Annotated in this window: 15 protein-coding genes and 1 riboswitch; of the genes, 6 read left to right on the forward strand and 9 right to left on the reverse strand. The window is 31.7% G+C overall.

Going from position 1 to position 16,974, the window contains the following annotated elements; genetic code table 11:
* Positions 1–4: 4 nt before the first annotated feature.
* The 5 genes from ACVC5O_RS12150 to ACVC5O_RS12170 all read right to left on the reverse strand — a co-directional run bounded on the left by ACVC5O_RS12150 (position 5) and on the right by ACVC5O_RS12170 (position 5,858).
* A complete protein-coding gene (locus tag ACVC5O_RS12150; RefSeq protein WP_452221752.1) occupies positions 5–1,093 on the reverse strand; it encodes an acyloxyacyl hydrolase in 1,089 nt (362 codons plus the stop codon).
* A 68-nt stretch (positions 1,094–1,161) separates the two neighbouring features.
* On the reverse strand, positions 1,162–2,421 hold the full coding sequence (locus tag ACVC5O_RS12155) for a pyridoxal phosphate-dependent aminotransferase (protein ID WP_452221753.1): 1,260 nt from the start codon (positions 2,419–2,421) through the stop codon (positions 1,162–1,164).
* A gap of 79 nt (positions 2,422–2,500) precedes the next feature.
* The gene (locus ACVC5O_RS12160) at positions 2,501–3,571 is read right to left on the reverse strand and encodes an aspartate kinase (RefSeq protein ID WP_452221754.1); all 1,071 of its coding nucleotides are present in this window, start codon (positions 3,569–3,571) and stop codon (positions 2,501–2,503) included.
* On the reverse strand, positions 3,534–4,550 hold the full coding sequence (locus ACVC5O_RS12165; protein WP_452221755.1) for an alpha/beta fold hydrolase: 1,017 nt from the start codon (positions 4,548–4,550) through the stop codon (positions 3,534–3,536). Before ACVC5O_RS12165 ends, ACVC5O_RS12160 begins: the two co-directional genes overlap by 38 nt.
* A 12-nt stretch (positions 4,551–4,562) precedes the next feature.
* Positions 4,563–5,858, reverse strand: coding sequence for an O-acetylhomoserine aminocarboxypropyltransferase/cysteine synthase family protein (locus ACVC5O_RS12170; protein ID WP_452221756.1), 1,296 nt, complete (start codon positions 5,856–5,858; stop codon positions 4,563–4,565).
* Positions 5,859–5,978: 120 nt separating this feature from the next.
* A riboswitch (SAM riboswitch) is annotated at positions 5,979–6,099 on the reverse strand.
* 257 nt (positions 6,100–6,356) lie between these two features.
* Between ACVC5O_RS12170 and metK the strand changes: the two genes are divergently transcribed.
* A complete protein-coding gene (metK, locus tag ACVC5O_RS12175; protein ID WP_452221757.1) occupies positions 6,357–7,610 on the forward strand; it encodes a methionine adenosyltransferase in 1,254 nt (417 codons plus the stop codon).
* A gap of 62 nt (positions 7,611–7,672) precedes the next feature.
* On the opposite strand, the gene ACVC5O_RS12180 is transcribed toward metK, so the two are convergent.
* The gene (locus ACVC5O_RS12180; RefSeq protein WP_452221758.1) at positions 7,673–8,767 is read right to left on the reverse strand and encodes an ABC transporter permease; all 1,095 of its coding nucleotides are present in this window, start codon (positions 8,765–8,767) and stop codon (positions 7,673–7,675) included.
* A 7-nt stretch (positions 8,768–8,774) separates the two neighbouring features.
* The gene (locus ACVC5O_RS12185; RefSeq protein WP_452221759.1) at positions 8,775–10,940 is read right to left on the reverse strand and encodes a carboxy terminal-processing peptidase; all 2,166 of its coding nucleotides are present in this window, start codon (positions 10,938–10,940) and stop codon (positions 8,775–8,777) included.
* Positions 10,941–11,106: 166 nt separating this feature from the next.
* Here ACVC5O_RS12185 and surE point away from each other — a divergent pair, with 166 nt between their 5' ends.
* Genes surE through lpxB form a run of 3 tightly spaced genes read left to right on the forward strand, consistent with a single transcriptional unit; the run spans position 11,107 to position 13,330 of the window.
* Positions 11,107–11,889 carry a 5'/3'-nucleotidase SurE gene (surE, locus tag ACVC5O_RS12190; protein ID WP_452221760.1) on the forward strand — a complete coding sequence of 261 codons (783 nt, stop codon included), beginning with the start codon at positions 11,107–11,109 and terminating at the stop codon, positions 11,887–11,889.
* A complete protein-coding gene (locus ACVC5O_RS12195; protein ID WP_452221761.1) occupies positions 11,882–12,160 on the forward strand; it encodes a hypothetical protein in 279 nt (92 codons plus the stop codon). Before surE ends, ACVC5O_RS12195 begins: the two co-directional genes overlap by 8 nt.
* 60 nt (positions 12,161–12,220) lie before the next feature.
* On the forward strand, positions 12,221–13,330 hold the full coding sequence (gene lpxB, locus ACVC5O_RS12200; protein ID WP_452221762.1) for a lipid-A-disaccharide synthase: 1,110 nt from the start codon (positions 12,221–12,223) through the stop codon (positions 13,328–13,330).
* Here the strand turns inward: lpxB and ACVC5O_RS12205 are convergent, their stop codons facing one another.
* Positions 13,331–13,675, reverse strand: a complete 345-nt coding sequence (locus tag ACVC5O_RS12205) for a hypothetical protein (RefSeq protein ID WP_452221763.1) — start codon at positions 13,673–13,675, stop codon at positions 13,331–13,333.
* A 47-nt stretch (positions 13,676–13,722) separates the two neighbouring features.
* On the opposite strand from ACVC5O_RS12205, the gene ACVC5O_RS12210 reads away from it, so the two are divergent.
* Together ACVC5O_RS12210 and ACVC5O_RS12215 are read left to right on the forward strand one after the other, a co-directional pair.
* Positions 13,723–14,271, forward strand: a complete 549-nt coding sequence (locus ACVC5O_RS12210) for a C40 family peptidase (RefSeq protein ID WP_452221764.1) — start codon at positions 13,723–13,725, stop codon at positions 14,269–14,271.
* A gap of 33 nt (positions 14,272–14,304) precedes the next feature.
* Complete coding sequence (locus ACVC5O_RS12215) at positions 14,305–16,338, forward strand: ComEC/Rec2 family competence protein (RefSeq protein WP_452221765.1); 2,034 nt, start codon at positions 14,305–14,307, stop codon at positions 16,336–16,338.
* Between the two features lie 2 nt (positions 16,339–16,340).
* On the opposite strand, the gene ACVC5O_RS12220 is transcribed toward ACVC5O_RS12215, so the two are convergent.
* A complete protein-coding gene (locus tag ACVC5O_RS12220; RefSeq protein WP_452221766.1) occupies positions 16,341–16,898 on the reverse strand; it encodes a thioredoxin family protein in 558 nt (185 codons plus the stop codon).
* Positions 16,899–16,974 lie beyond the last annotated feature (76 nt).

A 16,974-nucleotide genomic window follows, 5' to 3' on the forward strand; every position in this document is an offset into this window, starting at 1 on the left:
TTATTTACAATCGTATTCCTATCCCAAATTCTACAGCTTCGGCTTTTGCTGCATGTGATTTTAGTGTTAATGCTCCAAACCATTTTTGTCCAAAATAACGTTTTAGACCTACTCTATTATACACACGACCTTCAAAATCGAAAGGATAATACACATAATAGCCTAATTGTGTAATTAATGAGGTTTTACTTATAAATAACTCGTGTCCAACAAATATGCCTACGCGTTTATAATCCTCGTCTCCTGACACATTATCTAATGGAAATGCAACCGATTTATATTTTATTTGTGTTTTTAAAAAGTTAGAGAAAAATACATCTGCTCCTACTTGTATGGCGCTTTTTCGGCTTAAACGTTTATCTGCATAAGCCGAAGCGATATAGAAAGCGTATTGACCAGAGTTAATTAAATCGCTTTCGTTGACTCCTGTTCTAAACACCAAATTGTATTTTACGTTTTCTTTTGTTTTTTCTGGTTCTTTGACAATATATTCTTGCTGACCACTTTCATTAAGTAAATAATTTACACCAATATTAAACGCTATACTATTAATAGAACTGTTTGGTGCTTTTATGTTTGCATTGGAGTAATGTATAAGCGACAGTCCTGTTTGAAAGCCAAAACCATTAAAAATATTTTCAGCTTTATAATTAAGCATCAAATAGGTTGAACTTAGTATGCGTGTACCAAACGCATTGTTTCTAAAGTTTCTAACTTTATCGTAAGGATTGGTATTATAAGCCAAACCTTGTCCTATTCTGAACATTAAATGCCGTTTAAAAAAATAAAAATTATAATGTGCATACACTCCATAATTATCGCCAAGAAACTCATTTTTTAAATCTTGGTATATAAAGGAAGCACCATAATCTGGGAAATTATAGTCACTTTCCCAACCCTCTAAACCAAAGGTTTTTTTATTATAACTTAGTATTACACCTGTTGGGTGTCCTGTTATTAAATGTGAAATATCTTGGTTGTGCTCTGCAATATTTCCGTAGAAAAAATTCGCATCCAAAGTGAATGGATTTTCCTTTTGACCGAAAACAAACAGTGTTCCAAAAAAGAAACAGCAAACAAATAGTAGCCTCATTTAAACATTTAGTTAGGCCACAAAAATAATAGAATTATTAAGACCTTAGTTGTATTGAGTTTTTTATTCTATTGCAACTTGCCTAATGCCTTATGTAATAGCTTAAATATGGTTGAAATATCTTCAGTTTTTGCGGTTCCTACAGATAGCCTAAACCAATTTGTTGTTTGAGAAGTCCCAAAAGCGTAAAATGGTACAATCGCTAGCTTAGCTTCTGTTAAGAGGTAACTAGTCACTTCTTGAATAGTTGATAATTTTTTGCCGTTTGCAGTTGTTTTTCCTATTAAATCAAACTGAACGGTTAAATATAAAGCAGCTTCTGGTTGTATGGCTTTAACTGAAAACCCTTGGTTTTCTAACGATTTAAACCCTTCGTAAAAGGCATTTAAACGTGCACTTAATTCGGATTTAATATCTTTTAAATACTCTAAAACTTTAGCGTCTTGCATTAAAAATTTTGAGGTTGCTATTTGCTCTGGTTTTGGCGACCAAGCTCCAATGTGGCTTAATAAGGCTTTCATTTTATTAATAATAGGTGCTGGTCCAAAAGCCCAACCTACTCGTACACCTGTTGCAGCAAATGCTTTAGAAATACCATCTACAAAAATAGTATAATCACGCATTTCTGGCACTAACTCTACTGGATTGTAGTGTACAGTGTTGCCATAAGTTAATTGCCAATAAATTTGATCGTATAATATATATAGTGGTTTTAAATGTTCTGCTGTTCTTCTTTTATTTTCTTGTACAACTAATTGGGAAATCTCTGTTAAGGTTTGCTTATCGAAAGTGGTTCCTGTTGGGTTTAATGGCGAACATAATGCAATTAAATTTGCTGTTTCGATATGAGGTTTTATGCTTTCTACTGTTGGCATAAATTTATCCTCTGACTTAGTTTCTATTATAATAGATTTGTTTCTTGATAAGTACGTGTAAGCATCATTATTCCAACTTGGGACTGGATACAAAACAGTATCGTCTATATCTAAAATGGTTTGATAAATAGCGTAGATTAAAGGTCTGGCTCCTCCAGAAATTAAAATTTCGTCTTTACTATATTCTAACCCTAAGTTTTTGGATAAATATTGAGACACGCTAGAGCGTAAAACGTCCATTCCATTGGCTTGTGGATAATTAGTTTGGTTGGCATTATAAGCAGCTATAACTTCTTGTTTTAAGGTTTCCGGAATAGGAAAGATAGAAGCATCAAAATCTCCAATAGTTTGGTTATAAATGGTTTCGCCTTGCGCTTTTAAAGCATTGACTTCTCCAGCAATTTTTATAATTTCAGACCCTTTTAATCCTTCGGCTAATTTAGATGTTTTCATAATGCGATACTTGTTTTTGCAAAAGTAAGCTTTATTGTTATATTTAAATAAAAGCTTTTAATTAAAACTTAACAACAAACTAATTGAGGTGTTTTATTACTTTTAAAACATCGCTTAACACGCCTTGCGCTGTCACTACTTTACCTGCTCCAGACCCTTTAATAACAAGCGGTTGCTTATTATAGGAAGCTGTAAAAATTTCAAATATATTATCTGTTCCATTTAGGCTTCCTAAATTTGAGTTCTCTTTTACAGTAATTAATTTTACTGCTAATGTTTTGTTTAAAACATCTAATTCTCCAATGTATCTTAAAACAGATTTTTTAGGTTGAGACTCTTTTTTAAGCTTAAATGGTGCATCTAACTCTTGGATTCGTTTATTAAATTGAAGTAATGTTGTTTTACCATTTAAATGCTTTGGCACTAAAGACTCAATAGCTACATCTTTTAACTCTAGTTTTAATCCAATTTCTCTGGCAAGAATTAACACCTTTCTGGCAACATCATTTCCTGACAAATCTTCTCTTGCATCTGGCTCTGTTAGACCTAATGTTTTGGCTTTTTTTAATACTTCTGAAAATGAAATGTCTTCATTAAAAAAAGTATTAAATATATAGCTTAAAGAGCCTGAAAATACACCTTTAATTTTTTCAATTTTATCGCCAGAATTTTGAATAGAATGTATAGTTTCTATAACAGGTAAAGCTGCTCCAACATTGGTTTCGTATAAAAACTGCTTATTATGTTTTTTTAGTGTTGAACGCAAATTTTTATAAAAGTCATATTGCAAAGTATTCGCTATTTTATTAGCAGTAACAATATGAAACCCATTTTTAATTAAAAGCACATAGTTTTTAACAAATTCTGCACTTGCAGTAGTATCTATAGCCACCAAGTTATTGTATTGTTTTTGTTTTACATGGCTAATAATATCTTCTATTTTAAATGGCACAGAAAAGGTTTTGAAATCACTCTGCCAGCTATTGTTAACACCTTCCTCTTCGTAAAAAGCAAATTTTGAGTTAGTTATAATAACTATTTTAAGAGTAATATTTTGCTGTTTAAAATGTGTTTTGGTGTTTAGTATTTGTTGTATTAATGTACTGCCAACATTACCAATGCCGAACAAGATGATGTGTATTGTTTTCAATGTGTTTCTTTTTAATATTAAAAATTGGCTTTAAGAATTGAGATAATTGTTCGTATTCTATTAAAAAAGCATCATGTCCATGGATGGACTTTATTTCGTAAATGGAGACGTTGTCTTTCACTAGTTTTAAATCCACATACGTTTTCCAGTTTTCTTCAGCTTTAAAAAACAAATCCGAATTAATTGTGATAATATGAATATTAGCTTCAATTTTTGATGCTACCTCCTGAAATGAACCTCTATTATGCGTAATATCTATAGTACGTAATATCTGATTCATCATTTTATAAGCAGAAAGCCTAAAACGTTGATTTAATGCATTTCCATGATAATTCAACCAGCTTTCAATATTAAAGAGATGTACATTTTTTTTGCTTCTGCTAAATTTATGAGTTAGAGATTCTGGTGTTCTGTACAGCGTCATTGCATGCATTCTTGCATCAACAAGAGGTTGACTTGAATGGTTTAAAATCACATCTTGAATGTGGCAATTTGCGATAACCCAATCTATAGATTTCCAGTCTGTTGCAATAGGAATAAGATGCTCTGCTAATTTTGGTTTTAATGCAGCGAGTTCCCAAGAAATACCACCACCAACAGAACCTCCAATTAGTGCAAACAGTGTTTTAATCTGTAATTGTTGCAAGGCTAGAGCAAATAATTTAGCCACATCTCTTGCAGTAAAATCTTTATAATTATGTATTATATTTTTATTTTTAGAATTAAATCCATTACCAGGACTATTAAAAGCCAAAACAGTATAATTGTTGGTATCTATACATTTATCGCTACCAATTAAATCATTCCACCAGCCGCTTTTTCCTGTTACTTCAGAATTACCAGTTAAGGCATGATTTACCATAACAATTGGAGCAGTATGTAAAGGTCTACCAAATAGCTGGTAAGACAACTTTATAGTCGTTGCCTTACCAGATTTAGTGGTATAATTTAAAATTTCTATATCATGTAGTGTTGCCATTTACATCCTTTTTTAATGTTGAAGAACAGTAGTTTTAACCACAGCAAATGCAGATTTTAAATCGGCTTTAAGGTCTTCAATATTTTCTATACCAACAGAGAGCCTAATTAAATCCTGAGAAACTCCAGCACTTTGCTGTTGCGCTTCGTTTAATTGTTGATGTGTTGTACTTGCAGGATGTATTATTAGCGATTTTGTATCTCCAATGTTTGCTAAAAGTGAAAATACTTTAGTTTGGTCTGCAATAGTTTTTGCAGCTTCAAAACCACCTTTAACGCCAAAAGTCAAAATACCACTTTGTCCATTTGGAAGGTATTTATTAGCTAGTGAATGGTATGTATTACTCTCTAAACCAGGATAATTTACCCAAGAGACTTCTTCTTGATTTTCTAACCATTGTGCTAATGCCAATGCGTTTTCAGAATGTTTTTTAATTCTAACCTCTAAAGTTTCTAAACCTTGAATAATATTAAAGGCATTTGTAGGACTTAAAGCACCACCAAAATCTCGTAATCCTTCTAAAATTAATTTAAACGTTAACGAAGCTGCTCCTAAAGTTTCGTAATATTTTAATCCATGATAACCTGCAGATGGCTCTGTAAACTCTGGAAACTTACCGTTAGACCAATCAAAATTTCCGCCATCAATAATTACACCTCCAAGAGAGTTTCCTTGTCCACCAATATATTTTGTAAGTGAATGGATTACAATATTTGCACCATGTTTTATTGGGTTTAACAATGCTGGAGTTGCTACTGTATTATCTACAATAAAAGGTACTCTAGCGGCTTTTGCATGTTTAGAAATTTCTTGTAAATCCAACACATCTAATTTTGGATTTCCTAAAGATTCTACAAAAAAGGCACGTGTATTTTCTTGTACTGCAGTTGCAAAGTTCTCTGGATTAGAAGCATCTACAAAAGTTGTAGTAATGCCTAACCTTGGTAAGGTTACGTTTAATAAATTATAAGTTCCGCCATATAAGCTACTAGACGCAACAATGTGATCTCCAGCTCTTAAAAGGGTTAATAATCCTGTAGAAATTGCAGCTGTACCTGATGCAAAAGCAACAGCTCCAACACCACCTTCTAAAGCTGCTAAACGATCTTGTAGTATTTGATTTGTTGGATTATTTAATCTTGTGTAAATAAAACCTAATTCTTTTAACGAAAAGAGATTTGCTGCATGTTCTGAATCGTTAAAAACATAAGATGTTGTTTGGTAAATAGGAACAGCTCTTGTTCCATTAGTTTGACTAACGTCGTGTCCTGCGTGCAACGCTTTGGTTGCGAATTGTTGTGTACTCATTTTTCTAAGTTTTTGAGTTAATTAATGATTAAACCAAAAGCCAATAAGCCTCGTTAGAAGCATACTTAATAGAAAAATGTTATAAAGAAAATTACTAATTACAGAAAAGTAATTAGTGTTTAGTTATCTATCCAATAATCGATTTATAAATCGAAAATTAAGTAGAATTTAGCACCTTCTTAATTGCTTAAGGGTTGCTAAGGCTTCATAGAGTCTATCTCTCCGCCTTTCTTGATAACATTTCAGTAAGTGTTTGAACTTTGTGAATACAAATATTGCAACAGAAAAAGTTAATATCCAAATAATTACATAAAAAAAGCTAAAAAAATTCTAAATCGATTTAATTTTTTTACTTTTGCCTAACCAAATTTAAGAGGAAAGATTTGACTGATTGCAACCTCTAATGTTAAGACAAATAACATTAAAAAAAATGCTAAAGGCAGTGTAAACTTCCTTGGACGTTTTCGTCAAATCACCTAATTATAAAATATTTTTAAAATGGCGTATTTATTTACCTCAGAAAGTGTTTCTGAAGGACATCCAGATAAAGTAGCAGATCAAATTAGTGATGCTTTAATCGATAATTTTTTAGCTTTCGACAAAGACTCTAAAGTCGCTTGTGAGACACTAGTAACAACAGGTCAAGTAGTATTAGCAGGCGAAGTAAAATCTAATACTTATTTAGATGTTCAAAAAATTGCGAGAGATACTATAAACAAAATTGGTTATACTAAAAGTGCTTATATGTTTGATGGAAATTCGTGTGGTGTTTTTAGTGCAATCCACGAACAGTCTGAAGATATAAATCGTGGTGTAGATAGAGCTACCAAAGAAGAACAAGGTGCTGGTGACCAAGGGATGATGTTTGGCTATGCTACTCGCGAAACCGAAAACTTTATGCCATTAGCCTTAGATTTATCGCATAAAATTTTAATAGAATTAGCAGAATTACGCAGAGAAAATAAGGACATTACGTATTTGCGACCAGACTCTAAAAGCCAAGTAACTATTGAGTATAGTGACGATAATACACCACAACGTATTGATGCTATTGTAGTTTCTACACAGCATGACGATTTTGATGCTGAAGACATAATGCTTGCTAAAATTAGAAAAGATATTGTAGAGGTATTAATACCAAGAGTTGTTGCAAAACTTCCTGAGCAATTACAAGTATTATTTAACAACGATATTACCTACCATATTAATCCAACAGGGAAATTTGTAATTGGTGGACCACATGGAGATACTGGATTAACAGGCCGAAAAATTATTGTAGATACTTATGGAGGTAAAGGTGCTCATGGAGGAGGTGCTTTTTCTGGTAAAGACCCAAGTAAAGTAGATAGAAGTGCTGCTTATGCCACAAGACATATAGCTAAAAACTTAGTTGCAGCAGGTGTTTGCGACGAAATTTTAGTACAAGTAAGTTATGCAATTGGTGTTGTAGAACCAACCTCAATATTTGTGGATACTTATGGTACTTGCCCTTTTAATATGACAGATGGTGAAATTGCAAAACAAGTCTCAAAACTATTCGATATGCGACCAGCTGCTATAGAAAATAGATTAAAATTACGTAACCCAATATATAGTGAAACTGCTGCGTATGGTCACATGGGAAGACAGCCAGAAACTGTAACTAAAACATTTTCTCAGCTTAATGGCGAAGATGTTTCTTTAGAAGTAGAATTATTTACTTGGGAAAAATTAGATTATGTGGAGAAAGTAAAAGAAGCTTTTGGATTATAATATTCAATGAAAATTTGTAGTAAAGCCCTTCATAAATTTGAAGGGTTTTCTATTTTATAACATCATCCTTTTACATCCAAAGCATCTCGTAAGGCATTACCAATAAGCATAAATGCCATTACTAAACTCATTATACATAAGCCAGGAATAATGGCTAAATAAGGTTTTCCTAAAATTATATAATTATAATGGTCTTTAATCATTGCGCCCCAACTTGCCATTGGTGGTTGCGCTCCAATGCCTAAAAAGCTCAAACCGCTTTCTATTAAAATAGCTGCTGCAAAATTAGCGGCACAAATTACAATAACAGGAGCCATAATATTTGGTAAAATATGTTTTGTAATAATCCTGTAGTGTCCAAAACCTAATGCTTTTGCTGCAGTTACATATTGCATCTGCTTTACACTAATAATTTGTCCTCGCACTACTCTAGCAACCTCAACCCACATTGTAAGTCCTACAGCTATAAACACTTGCCAAAACCCTTTTCCTAAAGCTAAAGTAATTGCAATGACTAACAATAATGTTGGAATAGACCAGGTAACATTAATAATCCACATAATAACAGTGTCTATTTTACCACCAAAATAACCTGCTAAGCTTCCCATAAAAACACCAATTATTAGAGATATAAAAACGGCTACAAAGCCTATAAAAAAGGAAATTCGTGCACCTACGAGAATTCTACTTAGTACGTCGCGTCCGTATTTATCTGTACCAAAATGAAATGTTTTTGTTGTAATTAATGCTTCAGCAGAAGTTATATTAATACTATTTAAGTCTAAGGTTTTTTGTATTCCTTCTATTCCTTCTGAAGCATACTCTGTGTAGTGTAACTGGCTACCTTCAACTTTATAATTAGATATAGGAATTTCTGTATCTGTATTTTTTTTACCAAAAAACAGCTTATCGATAAACGATTGTTCGTTTTCTATACTAGAAGGAAGGGTTAAAATAGTAGCTTTAAATCCTGGCTTTTGCGAGTGAATTGACAAATGCATTTGGTTGGCATTCTGTGAATTATCTGGTGCAAATACGTAAGCAAAGACTGAAACTACACCTACAAACACAATAAAACCCAAACTAAAAACGCCCCAAAAATCTTTTTTAAATTTTTGGAGCGCTAATTGCCTTAATGAGTTTGTTTTAGGACTCATTATTAGTTTAATCTTTAACGGTTGCTACTTTTTTTATAGATTCTGCCATTTTAAGATCGTCTAAAACATGTAGAGCTTCTTCCATATAAACATCTTTAGACAAATCTTTATGCCAACGGTCTCGTTTTTGTTTTAACACTGTGTCTTGTTTAAATAAGGTCTCTTCGTAAGGCAGTGAACTAAATGAGAGATTTGTTTTGTAATCTGAAATCGCTTCGAACTGCTTAGCTTCTTCTTCGTTTAATTTTAACTCTGCTTTATAGGTATTATAATTTAAAGAGTATAATTTATCATCCATCTGCGTTTTTACCCATTTTGCATTTTTTTCTATAAGCATAAGCTGTTCGTTTTTGCTCATACGCTCTTTACTATTTGCTATAGTTGTATCGTAATCGTAATAGCTTGTCCATTGATTTATAGCAACAGGACTTATCTTATCCCAAGGTAAAGGATTTTCTTGGTCTTTTTCTCCTATATCTATAAAGCTGTAACGTCCAGGAACTACAACATCACTTTTTACACCTTCTAATTGCGTAGAGCCTCCATTCACTCTATAAAATTTTTGTGTGGTTAGTTTTAATGCGCCTAAATCTTCTTCGTTATTACGCACCATTCGGTTTAAATCCAATACGTTTTGTACTGTTCCTTTTCCGTAGGTTTGCTTACTACCAATTATAATTGCTCGTTTATAATCTTGCATTGCTGCAGCTAAGATTTCTGATGCTGAGGCAGATAATTCGTTAACCATAATTACTAAAGGCCCATCCCAAATTATGGATTTGTCTTTATCTTTTAAAACTTCTTTAGGTTCTCCTGTAGATTTTACTTGTACTATTGGACCATCCTCTATAAATAAACCTGCAATATCTACTACAGTTTGTAGAGAGCCACCTCCATTATTACGTAAGTCTAATACTAAACCATCCATTCCTTCAGCTTTTAATCTTTCGATTTCTAGCTTAATATCTGAGGCTGCATTTCTGTTTTTATAGTCTGTAAAATCAACATAAAACTTAGGTAAGTTAATAATGCCATAAGTTTTTTCGTTTTTCTTTACAATCGATGATTTTGCATAAGTTTCTTCTAATTCAACTATATCTCTTGTAATTATAACATCTTTTGTTGTACCATCTACTTTTTTAACCGTTAGCGTCACTTTAGTTCCTTTTGGTCCTTTAATGAGTTTAATAGCATCGTCTATTCGCATACCAACTATACTCACAGATTCGTCTTCATCTTCTTGTTTTACTTTTTTAATAACATCGTTAACCTCTAACTCTTCGCCTCTCCAAGCTGGTCCTCCAGAAATTAGTTTAACCACTTTTATGTTATCCATTCGTTTTTGGAGTTGTGCACCAATCCCTTCTAATTTACCAGACATTTGTTGATCAAAACGGTCTTTATCTCTTGGTGCTAAGTAAGCAGTATGCGGATCAAATTCTTCGACAATAACATTAACATACATAGCAAACCAATCTTTGCGCTGCATATCGTCTATAAAGTCTGTGTAATATACATCTAAGGATTTTAGAGTTTCTTCTCTTGCTTCTTTTTCAATTTCTGCAAGTGTTTTAATTTTAACTTTTTCTATATCGTTTGTAGTTTCTTCTACTAATTGATTGCCTTTTTTAGCTTCGTTTTGCTCTTTTATTAAATCGTCGTAAGTAGAAATGGTAGAAAACTTAAGTTGTTGTCTCCAACGCTCTTTAAGTTGCTTTTTGTTTTTAGCATACTCTAAATTTTCGTAGTCTGAATTATAATCTTCATCTATAGTATAATCAAAAGGTGTGTTTAAAACCTCTTTATAAATAGCTTTAGATTCTTCTATTCGTTTTATTAAGCGCTCGTGTACTAACTTAAAAAAGGAAATGTCGTATTCCTTAATTTGGTCGTCTATTTTATCTTTATAAACCTCGAAATCTTTTATATCAGATTTCAAAAAATAGCGTTTTAAAGGATCTACTTGTTGTATGTAGTCTTTATATACACCTTCGGAAAACGCATCGTTAACTTCTTTAGGCTCAAAATGCAAACGCTCTAAGGCTAGTGTAATAACGTGTACAAGTAATTTATCTTTATCGGTTTCTCCACCTTCAATCTGGTTATTTGTGGTAAAACTACACGAGGCAAATGCAAACAGTAATACCAATAATAATATATTATTCCTTTTCATATTTTCTAAATTATATAAGATTGCTAAAGATTACAATCTTTAAGTTACTAAATTAAAGAAAAAACCATGCCAATAAAATCTAATGCTACTAATTTTTTGTTAAAGCTAGTAAATTAGCTATTTAACATGAAATTTCATTAATTTTGTGCTTTAAATTTACACTTTAATGTCTAAAAAACCTTTAATACTTGTTACAAACGACGATGGCATTACAGCTCCAGGTCTAAGAACTTTGATTAGCGTGATGAAAACTCTTGGAGATGTTGTTGTTGTTGCACCAGACAAACCGCAAAGTGGAATGGGACATGCCATTACCATAAACTCTACACTGCATTTAGAACGCGTAAGGATTGATGAGGACGATTCGGTTTTAGAGTACACGTGCTCTGGCACACCAGCAGACTGTGTGAAAATTGCCATTAATGAGATTATGGGTCGCAGACCAGACTTATGTGTTTCTGGTATTAACCATGGCTCCAACTCCTCCATAAATGTAATATATTCTGGCACTATGAGTGCAGCTGTAGAAGCTGGTATTGAAGGTATTCCTGCAATTGGTTTCTCTTTGTTGGATTATAAATGGAATGCTAATTTTGAAGCCAGTAAAACGTACGTAAAAATTATTGCGGAAAATGTTTTAAATAATGGTTTAGCTGAAGGTGTTGTACTTAACGTTAACATCCCAAATAAAACAAAAACAGAACTTAAAGGCATAAAAGTGTGCCGACAAGCAAAAGCAAATTGGAAAGAAAAATTTGATAAGCGACAAACACCACAGGGCAAAGACTATTACTGGCTAACAGGAGAATTTTTAAATTTAGACGATGGTGAAGATACCGATGAATTTGCTTTAGCCAACAACTATATTTCTCTAGTTCCTGTACAATTTGATTTAACCGCTCACCATTGTATTCAACAACTAAATTCTTGGACTTTAAACGATGAATAAAAACGTAATAATTGGAATTTTTTTTGGCTTATTATCTACACTAGTAGGAAGCGTATTGTACATTTTAATATTTTCAAGTTATAGCTTTGCAGAGTCTTTTGAGCAAATTATGAGATTTAATTCGCTAAATAAGCTAATTAATCTTGGCGCTTTATTAAATTTAGGTGTCTTTTATTTTTTTCTGAATAAAAATCAAGAAGATAAAGCAAAAGGGGTTTTAATTGCGACTTTTATTATAGCCCTAATTTTTGTGATTAATAAGTTATTTTAAATGAAAGAGTAATAACTAAAACTAGTCATTTTAAAAGATTAAATGAAGAAAAACTAATAAATGAAATATTACATTATTGCTGGCGAAGCCTCTGGAGATTTACATGGCTCCAACTTAATGAAATCCATTTTAAAGGAAGACGTCAATGCTGACTTTAGATTTTGGGGAGGCGATCTTATGCAAAGTGTTGGAGGGACTTTAGTAAAACATTACAAGGAAAGAGCTTTTATGGGTTTTGCCGAAGTTTTATTGAATATAAATACCATTTTTAAAGCCATTTCTTTATGCAAAAGCGATATTAAAACTTACGTACCAGATGTTGTTATTTTAATAGACAACTCTGGGTTTAATTTACGTATTGCGAAATGGGCAAAAGAAAATAATTTTAAAACGCATTATTATATTTCGCCACAAGTTTGGGCATCGAGAGCCAATAGAGTAAAAAAAATTAAACAGAATGTAGATGCCATGTATGTAATCTTACCTTTTGTTAAAGACTTTTATAAACAATACAATTACGATGTTCATTTTGTAGGACATCCATTAATCGATGCTATTTCTAACAGAACGCAAGTCGATGAGTTTGAATTTAGAACCCAATATGGTTTAAGTAATAAACCAATAATTGCGTTATTACCAGGAAGCAGAAAGCAAGAAATTAAAAAAATGTTATCTGTAATGCTTAGTATTACCAAACATTATAACGACTATCAATTTGTAATTGCTGGAGCTCCAAGCCAAGATTATGCGTTTTATAAACAGTTTATAAAGCAATCGCAAGTCCATTTTATAGATAATAAAACTTACGATTTGCTTAGTGTATCTACTGCTGCTTTAGTGACTTCTGGTACTGCAACTTTAGAAACTGCGTTATTTAAAGTGCCACAAGTAGTGTGTTATAAAGGCAGCTGGCTCTCTTACCAAATAGGTAAGCGTATAATTACTTTAAAATACATCTCTTTAGTTAATTTAATTATGGATAAAGAAGTGGTTACCGAGTTAATACAAAACGATTTTAATAGTAAACGTTTAAAAAAAGAACTAGATGCTATTTTAGATCCTTTTGAGCGCACAAAATTTTTTGTGAGTTACTATGAGTTGGAACAAAAACTAGGCGGAAAAGGTGCAAGTGATAACACTGCTAAATTAATTGTTGAGGCTGTGAAGTAGTTACGTGTTAATACCTAAACAAGAAAAATAGTAATTTACTTGTTCTGGTCGTAATGTTTCTACAAATTCATAAAAAGGAGTAACAATTAGCACAATACAAAAACTAAACAAGATTAATTTAGTGAGTTTAGACACTTTTTTCCCTTCAACTCCTTCAGTATTAAAATTAAGTGTGTAGTGATTTAAGTTTTGCGTTTTATTATATTCAAAAATAGAAGCGTCATTTTGTGTTTTTTTCCATTTTTCAACACAGTAATACAACCCAAAAAAACAGCTAATACCTAATAAAAAATAGGAGATATATAAATCGTCTGTAGAAGAATGAAACATTAGTAAGTTAAACATAATTACAATTTACAAAAAGTTTCAAATTTTTTAGTATTTTCGAGATAATGAAAAAAACAACCCTTATCCTACTGTTACTTATTTTTGTTTCTGCATGTAAATCTACAAAAAACAAACGTGTAGTTACAAAAAAAGCGCGTACTAGCAAACGTGTAATTAAAGCACAATCCAAATCAAAAACAACCACAACGTATCCTACAGCTAGTTCGCATGCCATCTCAGATAAAATTATTAAACATGCCAAAAAATTTAAAGGCACACGTTATAAATATGGAGGTACAACCAAGTCTGGTATGGATTGCTCTGGTTTAATTTACACTGCCTTTAAAAAAGAAAACATAATAATGCCTCGCAGTACAACATCGCTTAAAAGTTATGGTGATTGGGTGGATTTAAAAGAAGTACGCGAAGGCGATTTGCTGTTTTTTGCGACTAAAAAAAATAGCCGAAACGTAAACCATGTTGGCATTGTTACTACCTCTAGAACAGGCAAGGTAGAGTTTATACATGCTTCTACCAGTAGAGGTGTTATTATCTCTGATCTCTCTGAAAAATATTGGTACTTTGCCTTTGTACAAGCTCGACGTGTGTTGTAGGAAATATCTAAAATAAATTTGTATCTTCATGGTATGAAGGCACTTAACTTTACCGTTATTAAACTAACACTTTGTTTAATTATAGGAATATTAATTGCCTTTTATTGTTCTATTTCTTGGACAATAAGTCTAATTTTAGTTGTAGCACTATTTTCCTTTTTGCTACTTTTCTTTTTTATAGCCAAAAAACAATTTCATAAAACTATTTGGTTTGGTTTAGTAGCATATTTAACAATGATAATGGTTGGTGTGCTTTGTGTTAACTTTCATAATCAAAAAAACTTTAATAATCATTATAAAAACTATCTCAGTCTAAAATCCAAACAACCAGAAACTATCACTTTTAAGATTAGAGAATTATTAAAACCAAGTGCTTACAGTGATAAATATGTAATTGATATTCTAAAAATTGACAACACAAATGTTCGTGGAAAATCTTTACTCAACGTTTACAAAGATAGCACCTTGATAAAGTTTAAAGTTGATGATATATTGATTACAAAAAAGAGCTTTACTGAAATCAACACCTCTCCAAACCCAAACCAATTTGACTATAAAACGTATTTAGAAAAGCAATACATCTATAATCAACTTTATATGTCTTCCTCAGAATTATATAAAACCAAAATAAAAGTGAATACGCTTATGGGTTATGCTAATAAGTTTAGAGAGCAAATAAACTTTGAACTTAATAACTATAATTTTGAAAAAGAGGAGTTAGCTATAATTAATGCACTAATACTTGGACAACGACAAAATATAAGCAAAGAGGTACAAACCCACTACACAAATGCAGGAGCAATACATATTTTAGCTGTATCTGGTTTACATATTGGTATTGTATTACTAATTCTCAACTTTATTTTAAAACCCATTGAGCAAATTAAAAAAGGAAAAATTATTAAATTAATACTCATTTTATTATTGCTCTGGAGTTATGCACTCATCGCTGGAGCCTCAGCTTCAATTATTAGAGCAACAACTATGTTTAGCGTTGTTGCTGTTGGAATGCATGTAAAAAGACCCTCGAACATTTATAATACATTAGCGTTATCAATATTTATAATATTATTATTTAAACCATTATTTATATTTGATGTTGGCTTTCAATTAAGCTATTTGGCCGTTTTTGCAATAGTATCTATTCAGCCTTTACTCTATAATTTAATCTCTTTTAGAATTTGGGTAATCGATAAATTATGGCAAATATTTACGGTAACTTTGGCTGCTCAATTTGGTGTAATACCAATTAGTTTATATTATTTTCATCAATTCCCAGGTTTATTCTGGTTGTCTAATCTAGTAGTAATTCCGTTTATAGGCATTATACTTGCTTTTGGAATTTTAATCATAAGCTTAGCTTTACTAAAAATACTACCTCAAATTTTAGCTAATATTTTTGGATTCCTTATTAGCTTAATGAATTCCTTTTTTGAGTGGATTTCGAATCAAAGTCAATTTTTAATTCAAAATATATCTTTTGATTTTATTCATGTCATTGCGTCTTATTTATTTATAATAGCACTTGTACGTTTATATGTTAAACGAAATTTCCATACACTAAGAAACTGTCTAATTGCAATACTATTGCTACAAGGTGTTTTTGTTTTTACCAATTATAGTACTAACACTAATTCGTTTGTAATACTGAATAAAAGCAGACACAGTATAATACTTGAAAAGCATAATAACAATCTTATAATTTCTCATAGTGTAGATTCTTTAGAAAACAATAAAATGATTCTTAATTACAAAATCTCTAATCATATTAAAAGAACTTATGAAGATTCTTTAAAAAGCTTATATCTAATAGGTGATAAAAAATTATTAGTTATAGACAGTCTAGGGATATACTCTCTTAAATCTGTTAAGCCAGATTATGTATTATTAAGAAACTCTCCAAAAATAAATTTAAAACGCATGATTGATTCCTTAAAGCCTAGGCTAATAATTGCAGATGCCAGTAATTACAAAACCTATGTAAAGCGATGGAGTACAACTTGTACCAAACAAAAACTCCCTTTTCACTACACGAGCAAAAAGGGAGCGTTTATTATACACTATTAAGCTTACTTTGTATTTTCTACAAACACTGGTGTAAAGGCTTTATAATAGTCGTTAAACTTATTTTGTGTGTCTAAGGCTTTATGGTCGTCGTTTTTAAACATTTTTAAATACAACTCTAACTGCTTAGGTTTTCTGTAGCCACTAATTGGTGCAATAAACTCTGCTTTTTCGTCTAAAAACACTATTGTTGGGTAGGATTTTATTTGAAAATAACGAGACAGTTGGTGAGCAGTATTTCTACGTTTTGCTAATTCTGGCTTATACCCAGGATTATTATAGGTTTGGCCTTTAAATTTTACAACGGCATTCCCTTCGGCATTAAATTTTACAGCGTAGTAATTTTTATTTACATAGTCTGCAACATCTTTATTTTGAAAGGTGTTTTTATCTAATAATTTACAAGGTCCACACCAATTGGTGTACACATCTATCATTATTTTTTTAGGGTTTTTCTTTTGGCGTTTTACAGCTTCTTCTAGCGTAATCCAATTAATGTCTTGCGCTGCAACTGTACCAACAGTAAACGCTGCAAATAATAAAGTAAGTATTAAGTTTTTCATAGTGTATCTCTAACAATTGTTGTACCAAAGTTACAAAAAAAACAAAACGCCTTTAAAAAGGCGTTCTGTTTTATCA

The organism is Lacinutrix salivirga (genome assembly GCF_053604675.1).

Coding starts and splice junctions, on each gene's coding strand:
- ACVC5O_RS12210 (WP_452221764.1), top strand. CDS start 13,723: ATGAAAAAAACAACCCTTATCCTACTGTTACTTATTTTTGTTTCTGCA.
- ACVC5O_RS12205 (WP_452221763.1), bottom strand. CDS start 13,675: ATGTTTAACTTACTAATGTTTCATTCTTCTACAGACGATTTATATATC.
- ACVC5O_RS12150 (WP_452221752.1), bottom strand. CDS start 1,093: ATGAGGCTACTATTTGTTTGCTGTTTCTTTTTTGGAACACTGTTTGTT.
- metK (WP_452221757.1), top strand. CDS start 6,357: ATGGCGTATTTATTTACCTCAGAAAGTGTTTCTGAAGGACATCCAGAT.
- ACVC5O_RS12170 (WP_452221756.1), bottom strand. CDS start 5,858: ATGAGTACACAACAATTCGCAACCAAAGCGTTGCACGCAGGACACGAC.
- surE (WP_452221760.1), top strand. CDS start 11,107: ATGTCTAAAAAACCTTTAATACTTGTTACAAACGACGATGGCATTACA.
- ACVC5O_RS12220 (WP_452221766.1), bottom strand. CDS start 16,898: ATGAAAAACTTAATACTTACTTTATTATTTGCAGCGTTTACTGTTGGT.
- ACVC5O_RS12155 (WP_452221753.1), bottom strand. CDS start 2,421: ATGAAAACATCTAAATTAGCCGAAGGATTAAAAGGGTCTGAAATTATA.
- ACVC5O_RS12165 (WP_452221755.1), bottom strand. CDS start 4,550: ATGGCAACACTACATGATATAGAAATTTTAAATTATACCACTAAATCT.
- ACVC5O_RS12180 (WP_452221758.1), bottom strand. CDS start 8,767: ATGAGTCCTAAAACAAACTCATTAAGGCAATTAGCGCTCCAAAAATTT.
- ACVC5O_RS12195 (WP_452221761.1), top strand. CDS start 11,882: ATGAATAAAAACGTAATAATTGGAATTTTTTTTGGCTTATTATCTACA.
- ACVC5O_RS12215 (WP_452221765.1), top strand. CDS start 14,305: ATGAAGGCACTTAACTTTACCGTTATTAAACTAACACTTTGTTTAATT.
- ACVC5O_RS12185 (WP_452221759.1), bottom strand. CDS start 10,940: ATGAAAAGGAATAATATATTATTATTGGTATTACTGTTTGCATTTGCC.
- lpxB (WP_452221762.1), top strand. CDS start 12,221: ATGAAATATTACATTATTGCTGGCGAAGCCTCTGGAGATTTACATGGC.